Genomic DNA, 9,610 nt, shown 5'->3' on the forward strand with positions numbered 1-9,610 from the left:
AAATCTTAACCCACTATGCCACTCTACTAGCTTGCAAGAGCCGGCCCCCGATTTTAGAGTGTTAATCACTTTGGATCATTGTTTTTGAATGGAATCCTGAGTTTTGGCCCCTGTTATGGATGCTGGCCTGTCAGTGATCTGCTTTGTCCCCTGTTTTTTTGATTTTCTGTATTGGAAAATTGAATTTTTTACCAACAGGGGTCTGACACAAATCGTAGTAAACTCGCAAATATTCTAGCGTTAGTTTAATTGGTTCTCTTTTCAGGACTGAGAAACTGTTCTTATTACTGGTCATAATCTAACTAACAAATTGTGGAGCTAAGAACCGCCAATGGACAACGAGCCAGTCATTCAGATCAGCAATCTGACAAAAATCTACCGGGATTTCTGGGGCCGTAAAAAAGTTCGTGCACTCAATTCCTTAAGCCTGGAAGTCAAAAAAGGGGAGATCTTCGGCCTCCTGGGACCCAACGGATCTGGAAAAACCACTACTCTGAAACTCCTGCTCGGCCTGCTTTTTCCTTCGGAAGGGGAAATCAAGGTACTCGGGCAGCCGGCGTCGAATGTGGAAAAGAACGAACACATCGGATATCTGCCGGAAGAGTCCTATCTGTACCGCTTTCTGAATGCCGAAGAGACACTCGATTTCTACGGGCGTTTATTCAAGATGTCTGCCAAGGAGCGCCGTGAACGGTCTGCCGAACTGATTGAAAAAGTCGGTCTGGGACATGCCAAGAAACGTCAGCTCAAAGAATATTCCAAAGGGATGACCCGCCGCATCGGTCTGGCACAGGCACTCATCAACAATCCCGATCTGGTGCTGCTCGACGAACCCACCAGTGGTCTCGACCCGCTCGGTACCGATGATATGAAACGCATGATTCTGGAACTGAAGGCACAGGGTAAAACCGTGCTGATGTGCAGCCACCTGCTGGCTGACGTGCAGGATGTCTGCGACCGGATCGCCATTCTGTATGGCGGTGAATTGAAAGTCATGGGACGCGTCGACGACCTGTTAAAAGAACAGGATGAAACCCAAATCCTGACTTCCCGTCTGAGTGATGAGGCAATCAAGGAAATTGAACAGGTGGTTGCGAAACACCACGGAACGGTTGGTACGATTGACCATCCGACCGCAACATTGGAATCACTGTTCCTGAAAACCGTTCAGGAAAGCAAAGAACGTCCTGGACAGCGTTTTGTTCCAGACACCGAAGAGAAAAAGGCTTCCGAGTAAGCAACATTATTTTTTGTATGTTTCTAATGTCTTTACTCAAGATTATTAACTCTGTCCCTGGCTGATTCGAACAGTCGGGCATCATTTCCTTTGAGATGTTATTCACAGAAGTAAATCATTATGTCTTTTGATCCTATTCCGTACGATCTGCTGGATGCTTTTAAACATTTTCTCAGTGTGTTTGGCAGCACGATGCTGATCGCGATTATTGTGTGTTTCATTGTCGGCGTCCTCACACGCGGTCTCAAAGGAGTCGCAGATGTCTTTTCGGGCATCCTGGATTTCTTCGTTCAGATGATCCACGTTTCCTGCCGCCGCGTCTGGTCACTGTCTGTTTTGACGATCCGCGAAGCTCTCAGACAGAAAATTCTGTTCGTCTTCATTATCTTTGCCGTCCTGTTCATGTTCGCCGGCTGGTTTCTTGCCGGTGCTGCAGACAGACCTGATTTGCAGGTTCAGTCCTACATTGATTTCGTGCTCAAAGCTATCAGCTGGCTCGTCATTCCGATTATGCTGCTGCTGGCCTGCTGGTCACTGCCCGAAGATATTCGACTGCGCACGATTCATACCGTCGTCACCAAGCCTGTTTATCGGATTGAAATCGTCATGGGCCGCATGCTCGGGTTCACGCTGCTGGGCACCGCCATTCTGGTCGTAATGGGGGGCGTCGGTTACATCTGGATCAATCGGCAGGTTCCGGAAAGCGCCCAGTATAAACTGGTCTCCAAAGTTCCCGTGTACGGCGCGATTTCCTTTACCGACCGCGAAGGCGCCTCCACAGCGGCAGGCATCAATGTGGGTGACATCTGGATGTACCGCAGTTACATCGAAGGGGCCACCAAAGCACGCGCTGTCTATAAATTCAAGGGAATCGACGAAAGCGATGCGATTAACGACAAGCTGGTGCTGCAGTCTTCTTTTGAAGCTTTTCGAACTCACAAAGGCAATATGGGAGCTGGGGGTATCCTCTATCAATTCATATTTGTCAATGACGATAAAAACCTGCGTGTTCCTTCCCGACCGCTGATCAACAAGGAATATTCAGACAACGTTCTGGAAATCAACCGTAAACTTAAAGACGACAATGCCGAAGGGGGAACCGGGGCCGAGCTGGATATTTTCACCGATCTGGTTGATAAGGAGGGAAATCTGACCGTCGAAGTCCAGTGTCTGGAAGCAGGGCAGTTGCTGGGTATGGCCCGGCCTGACCTCTTTATTCGTACGCCCGACCATGCGTTCCTTTCAGGTTATTCCAAAGCCGTCTTCGGGATCTGGCTGCCGATGGTGATCGTGATCATGCTCGGCGTCACCATCAGTTGTTTCGTGAAAGGCCCCGTCGCCATTCTGACCACGTTAACGATCGTCATGGTCGGCTTTATGTCCAAAGAATATATGAATGAACTTCTCAGTGGTCAGATGCAGGCAGCTGGAGCCATCGAAGCCTGGTATCGACTGATCACCCATATGAACTCGCAAACCGCACTTCCTGACGGACCTGTGAAGGTCATTATTGGAATTGTTGATGGCGGTATTATTAACTTCCTCTGGTTATGCCAGCAGATTATTCCGAACTTTGGCATCTACTCAAATATGCGGGAGTATGTCATTAAGGGTTTCGATGTGTCATGGGATGCAGCGTTACTGCCAGGCATTATCACGGCTGCGGCCTATATTCTTCCTTGTTTAATTGTTTCTTTCTATAGCTTGAAACTTCGCGAATTGGAGGCGAAATGAACAAACTCACTTCCAAACATCGTAAGCTCGCTTATGTCATGGCCATTATCGTACTGCTGATCCCGGTGATCTGGTTAGGTATGCCTTCCACAGGGGAAGAAGGTTCTGGCGGCGAGCTTGCCCAATTACGAGTCCAGCATGAACTGGGTGAAAGCACCCTGGGTGATGTGGACCCTTCCAGCGCGTCGATGAACTTCGTCCTGCTGGGCCTGCGGGGAATTGCCACTAACCTGTTGTGGATGGACGCCAATGATTATCAGAAGAAAAAGGAATGGGCCAAACTGCGTTCGACCGTGGATTCGATCATCCTCCTGCAGCCGCACTATATGAAAGTCTGGGACTTCCAGGGCTGGAATCTGGCGTATAACGTTTCCGCAGAATGGGACGCCGTCGAAGACCGCTATTTCTGGGTCAAGGAAGGTATCAAGTTCCTGAACGAGGGTGTGACCCGCAACGAACGTTACCCCGAACTCGACTGGAAAGTCGGCAACCTGCACGGACAAAAAGTCGGGCGATCTGACGAGTGGAGACAATTCCGAAATTTCTATAAGGTCGATCCCGACGCCGAACGTTATGAAGGGGGCCCCGATCCGGAAATCAATCCCGAACGCCTGGATAACTATCAGGTCGCCAAGGAAAAATTCCTGATCGCTAATGAAAAAGAATTGAAGCATAAGCAACATTTACAGATGCGTATGCTGTTCCGTGCCTCTCCCTGGCATGCTCAGTTCGATTATGCCAACGCCATGCAGCGCGAAGGAAAATTCGGAAAACAGCGCACCGATGCCTGGGCGCAAGGCTTTAAAGACTGGACCACGATTTTCGGCCGGGAAGAGTTTATCACGCCCAAAGGCCCGATCGTACTCGAATGGACCGAAGACGATATCAAAAACCTCGCAGGACGTGACGAAAATATCACGGAAGCGGATGTCCGACATTGGACGAATCGTTATCAGGATACGTCCAACTATCGCTTCTGGCGGACCCGTGCTCTTTCCGAATCGGAAACGGAAACCATCGATGCCCACAAGGCGATCTACGATGGTGAGCAACTCTTCCGCAGCGGTAAGTTCGACGAAGCTAAAGTACAACTCGAAAAAGGCATGGCGCTGTATGCTCTGGTGCTGAATAAATATCCCAGCCTGTTGAGTGAAGACCTGGCCATTGAAGAAGGGCTGCAGGCCGTCATTCTCTGGAGATATATTCATGACCTCAAAGGTCTGCAGGTTCCTGCCAGCTTCCCGTTAAAACCGCTCTGGAACAAAGAACAGGGACGTGTCCCCGAACTGGAAAACGATCTGCGTCGACGTTACGGAATTCAGTAACAGCCGATGTATCCATTGGATAAAACAAAAAGAGCCACCCACCAGTTCGGGTGGCTCTTTTTTATTTCTCGATCACGGTGATCTGAATCAGTCTTGCTTGTCGGCCTGATACAGTTTCTGAATCTCATCCGCATTCAGCGCCCGCCGAACCAGTTTCAGGTCTTTCATTTTCCCGTTGAAATAATCGTGTGCGCCAAAGCCGATCTTCAGCGGTTTGTCGTTAGTCAGATCATAGTCGGCGGGATCAAATGCAGAAGACGTCGCTACCAGTGCGCCATCGACGTAAAGTTTCAGCCGGTCTTTTTCTTTCACTGCAGCAATGTGGCGCCAACCCGGTTTGAGCGCCGTATCGTAAGTCGCACTTTTACCGGCTTCGATTGAATGCACGCGACCCGCGGGCAAGGTGCCGGCAAACATGCGGCCCTGAAAAACGGCCATCGACCAGACCCGGCGATAACGCACATCGGGCGTCATATCAAGGCGCCCCGTATTCGTCCAGTCGACTCCGCCGTCATAACGATACACTTCTGCCAGCGGAAGAGAGCCGGCATACATCTTGCCGTTATACACCACCATCGGCATGCTCTCTTTCTCATCCCCCAGTTTCCCGGCGAGCTCCCATTTGTCCTTGCCTGCATAGCGATAGACTTCCGCGTGCGGCCACTCACTCACGTAGAGATTCCCTTCGTAAACCGTGAAGCCATAAGTCTGCGTCGACTCGCCCACTTTTCCAGCATGCGTCCAGTCCTTCCCGTCAAAACGAAAGACGGCGCCTGCGTCATAGCTGGTTGCATACAGATCGCCGTTATAAACCGCCATCGATTCAACACGTTTCCCGTCAGGCACGCCGCACGAGGTCCACTGCTTGCCCCCGTCATAACGATAAAAAGCAGCCGGTGCATACATCGAAGAGGCATACAGCTTGCCTTTATAAACCACCATCCCATTAATGGCTTCCACTCCCGGCAGGTTGCCGCAGTCAACCCACTTGCCATCTCCTTCATACCGGTAAACATTGCCCCCCCAATTCGGGTTCTCCGATTCGGACAGTGAAGAACCTTTCAAACGATACTTGCCTGTCCCCGCATAAAGTTTCCCGTCAAACACGGCCAGGGAATTCACCGCGTTACAGACATCCGGCGTGCCGCAATCGATCCACTTCTGACCGCCATCAAAGCGAAACACGCGACCGGCGGCCTCTTTTCCCGGTACACAGGTCCCAGCAAAGAGTTGTCCGTCATAAACAGCCATGCTGTAAACCAGAATCGCCTCGCCCAGGCGACCATGGTCGGTCCACTTCGCATCCATTTTTCCATTATCAATCCCAAACTGCAGATGGCGGTCATTGGACTGGCTGCTGGTGACGCCGGCATGGTTTTTAATACTCAACTGAAACCCTCTGCGCGTTTTCGCATCATACTTGCTGAGCACGGTGCCAATCACGTCATCCAGGTGGGCACTCGTATTCACAAACACCGAAATCGAAAATTCGCCGGTCCCCAGAGACAACGATTCCGAATCGGGAACTTCAATATACGCGTTCCGCCCATCAAAGACCGCAGGCTGATCCGGCTTCAGCAGCACGCCCCGGTTTACACCATTGTTTTGATTTCCGCTTTGATCCAGGCTATCTCCGATTAATCGCCATTGGCCACTCAAAGCCTTTTCTTCAGCACTGACAGCCATCGCGTGAAAACTCGTCACACTCCAGGTAAAAAACAGCAGCAGGTAACTCACATATCGCATGACTTTTCGCCTTCACAAGTAAATTTCAGGAAAAACAGTGGTGTGTATCAACCCATTCTTAGGATTCCTAACTAAATATGCAACCAAAATAAGAGGAAAGTGATCATTCAGGTTGGCAGCAGAGATCGGATAACTGCCCACCTGCCATACCGGAAATAGCTGATTGTGGTTGATAATCTGTAAGCAATGCCGCTTAGTCGACGTAAATAAATTCGCTGGTGTTCAGGATGGCAAGGCAGAGATCTGTCAAGGCGGCCCCCGCATACGGGTCTTTGATCTTTGCATCGGTCAGGGGGAGTAACAGTTGGCTGGCAGGACGTTTTTCGGAGGAAAGTAATCTGCGTTGTGATTTCAGAAACGCGGTCAGTTCCGTCTGTTCTATTTGAGTCGGATAACGCCCCAGAGCACGGCGGAACAGCAGCGTCACCTGCCGGTCAGAATCAGAGCCGAACTTGTCCCAGATGAAACCTGCCAGCTCCTGCGCACACTTGAGCGAACTCTCGGAATTCAACATCAGTAACGACTGGGGCGCCGTCGTCGAATTGCCACGCCGCGAACAACTGCTGTTGGCATCGGGACGATCAAACACATCGAATAATGGGTACCTCAGATTGCGTCGCGCAAAGACATAAATGCTGCGACGATAATGATCGTCGACGTTGGCACTGGTTTTCCATTGATCTTTCAACAGCGTCGCCCGCAACTCGCGCGGCAGCGGAGGCATCACGCCTCGCCCTCCGGTTTGATCGGAAAGTTTACCGCTGATCGCCAGCATCGCATCACGAATCACTTCGGCATCTAGACGCTGACGCGGGAATCGCGAGAGTAGTGCCCCGTCGGGATCAACTTTCAGAGACTTCTTCCACTCTATGATGTTTTGCGCTGAATCCACAGCCGGTCTCCCGGCCTGACGGTAGACGCTGGAAGTCAGAATCAGTCGATGCAGGGACTTCTGTTTCCAGCCGGAAGCAATCAACTCCGCGGACAGCCAGTCCAGCAATTCGGGATGGGTAGGCAGCTCGCCCATCGTCCCAAAATCACTGGGAGAAGCAGAGAGGCCGCGTCCAAAATGATGCTGCCAGATCCGATTGACGATCACGCGGGACGTCAGCGGATGTTCTGCCTGTGTGAGCCAGCGGGCAAATTCAAGCCGTTGCTGTTTTGTGTCTTTCGCATCAACGTTTAATTCTTTCAGATTCGCAACGCGTAAAAACGCGGGCTGTACTTTAGGCCCCGGCTGTCGCCAGTCCCCCCGTAGCATCACGTGACTGGGTGTGCCGGCTGTTCCCGCGGAAGCCAGCATCGTCACCGACTGATTCCGGGCCAGCTTCACTGCAGGATCAAAAAAAGCCCGCATGCGATAAAAGTCAATCGTGCTGATCGGATCGTATTTGTGATCGTGACACTGAGCACAACCCATCTGCAACGCCATGAATACCGAGCCAATCGTCGACGTCATCTCGTTCAGCAGGGTGTGTTTGCGTTCTTCCTGCGAATTGATGTCGGGCATATCAGGACCGGAAAGGCAGAAGGCCGTCGCGGTTTTTGCTTCGGGGTTCTCCGGCGCAATCACATCGCCAGCCAGTTGCCAGCGCACGAACTGATCGTATGGCATGTCGGCATTCAACGCTTTGATCACCCAGTCCCGATACTTCCACGCATCCGGACGCAGTTTGTCATGCTCGTAACCATCTGTCTCAGCGAATCGCGCCAGATCCAGCCAGTGCTGCGCCCAGCGCTCTCCGTAATGCTGCGAAGTCAGCAGACGATCCACAAGCCGTTCGTAAGCGTCTGCAGAATCGTCTGCCAGAAAACGGTCGATTTCTTCCGGCGTCGGAGGCAAACCAGTCACATCAAAATACAAACGGCGGATGAGTGTGGTTCGCTCGGCCTCATGCGCCGGCTGCAGGTCTTTGGATTCGAGAGTTGCAAGAATAAACCGATCGACGGGGGTCCGCGACCATTTCGTATTTTTGACTATTGGTAGTTCCGGTCTCTGAATTGGTTGAAACGACCAGTGCTCACGGTCTGATTTTGTGATCGGTTCTTCCATCAGTTTGAACCGTTCATGAGCGAACGTCGTCACAGTGCAACACAACATACAGCAGAAAGTGATCAACAAACCGCGAATCATGTGAGCAGTCCTTTCGCGATATCCACTTCCGCCGGTCCAATCAGACGCTCATCCAGGCCGTTATGGAAATAGGTCAACGTTTCATGATCCAGGCCCATCAAATGCAACAGCGTGGCATGAAACTGATTCACGTGTACTTTATTTTCGACGGCACGTAAACCAATGGCATCGGTGGCACCGTGATAACGGCCTCCGGTAATTCCGGCTCCCGCCAGCCAGCCACAATAGCCCCAGGGATTATGATCGCGGCCTTTCCCCTGCTCGCTCATCGGCATCCGACCAAACTCGCCGCACCAGACAACCAACGTATCCTCCAGCAGTCCACGGCGTTTGAGATCCTTGAGTAAAGCAGCGACCGGCTGATCTGTTTTGCGACAATAGTCTGTATGATTTTTCGTGACATCGCTGTGCGCATCCCAGCCGACGGTGTCGCCAGAATAAAGTTGCACGAAACGCACGCCCCGCTCCACCATCCGCCGCGCCAGCAGACAGCGTTCGCCGAAATCTTTTGTGTGGGGATCATCCAGACCATACATCGTCTGTGTTTCTTTTGTCTCCTGTGTCAGATCAACCAGTTCCGGAGCTGCCGTCTGCATTCGAAATCCCAGCTCGTAAGCGGCAATCCGCGCAGACAATTCATCGTCCTGATCACGGGCCTCCCAATGACGTTGGTTCATCGATTGAATCAAATCGAGCGTCGTACGCTGCTGTCGTACAGAAATCGACGCCGGAGGTTTGAGATTCAGAATCGGCGTTTTTCCCGGCCGCATTGTGGTTCCCTGAAACGTCGCCGGCAGATAACCGCTGCCCCAGGCCGGCGGGCCCCCTTTCACACCGCCACCGGGATCCGGCATCACGACAAACGCGGGCATGTCAGCATTCTCCGAACCAAGACCGTAGGCGATCCAGCTTCCCACACTTGGATGTCCCATCAGAATACTGCCGGTATTCATCTGATACACCGACTGCGGATGATTCACACTGTCACCATGCAGCGACCGCACGACACACAAATCGTCCACCAGCGCCCCCGTGTGCGGCAGAAAATCACTGACTTCCAGACCCGATGCTCCACGACGACGAAACGGTTTGACCGGAGCCAGTAAAGGATTCTTCGCGACTGTTCGCCGCGTCATGACTTCACCAAAACTGTCGGGAAGCGGCTGGCCGGAATACTTGACGAGATCCGGCTTCGGGTCCCATAAATCGACGTGGCTTGGGCCGCCGTGCATGAACAGCCAGATCATGCGTTTCGCGCGCGGTTGAAAATCGGGCGTCTTCGGTTTAAAAGAACTCGAAGCTGCAGCCGCATGAGTGACACCATCCGCCTGGAGCAGAGAACTCAAAGCCATCGCCCCGATTCCTCCGCCCGCAGTACGCAGTAATTCCCGACGGCTCAATAAGCCGGACGGACTGCGCTGGACAAATCCCTCC

6 protein-coding genes are annotated in these 9,610 nt (G+C 52.1%); 3 read left to right on the top strand and 3 right to left on the bottom strand.

The genetic code is table 11. The annotated features are described in order from the left end of the window. Positions 1–331: 331 nt before the first annotated feature. From Q0294_RS10920 to Q0294_RS10930, 3 genes are all read left to right on the top strand, one after another. The gene (locus Q0294_RS10920) at positions 332–1,237 is read left to right on the top strand and encodes an ABC transporter ATP-binding protein (RefSeq protein WP_299464748.1); all 906 of its coding nucleotides are present in this window, start codon (positions 332–334) and stop codon (positions 1,235–1,237) included. Between the two features lie 120 nt (positions 1,238–1,357). Next, on the top strand, positions 1,358–2,971 hold the full coding sequence (locus tag Q0294_RS10925; RefSeq protein WP_299464751.1) for a hypothetical protein: 1,614 nt from the start codon (positions 1,358–1,360) through the stop codon (positions 2,969–2,971). Next, the gene (locus tag Q0294_RS10930) at positions 2,968–4,296 is read left to right on the top strand and encodes a hypothetical protein (protein ID WP_299464754.1); all 1,329 of its coding nucleotides are present in this window, start codon (positions 2,968–2,970) and stop codon (positions 4,294–4,296) included. The genes Q0294_RS10925 and Q0294_RS10930 overlap by 4 nt, the downstream gene beginning before the upstream one ends. A gap of 87 nt (positions 4,297–4,383) precedes the next feature. Here Q0294_RS10930 and Q0294_RS10935 read toward each other — a convergent pair whose 3' ends face one another. The 3 genes from Q0294_RS10935 to Q0294_RS10945 form a co-directional block, all read right to left on the bottom strand. Continuing rightward, the gene (locus Q0294_RS10935) at positions 4,384–6,042 is read right to left on the bottom strand and encodes a LamG domain-containing protein (protein ID WP_299464757.1); all 1,659 of its coding nucleotides are present in this window, start codon (positions 6,040–6,042) and stop codon (positions 4,384–4,386) included. A gap of 193 nt (positions 6,043–6,235) precedes the next feature. Beyond that, the gene (locus tag Q0294_RS10940) at positions 6,236–8,176 is read right to left on the bottom strand and encodes a DUF1549 and DUF1553 domain-containing protein (protein WP_299464760.1); all 1,941 of its coding nucleotides are present in this window, start codon (positions 8,174–8,176) and stop codon (positions 6,236–6,238) included. Continuing rightward, a complete protein-coding gene (locus tag Q0294_RS10945; RefSeq protein WP_299464763.1) occupies positions 8,173–9,576 on the bottom strand; it encodes a DUF1501 domain-containing protein in 1,404 nt (467 codons plus the stop codon). Before Q0294_RS10945 ends, Q0294_RS10940 begins: the two co-directional genes overlap by 4 nt. Positions 9,577–9,610 lie beyond the last annotated feature (34 nt).

The sequence above is a fragment of the uncultured Gimesia sp. genome, assembly GCF_937919775.1.
GTDB lineage: Bacteria > Planctomycetota > Planctomycetia > Planctomycetales > Planctomycetaceae > Gimesia.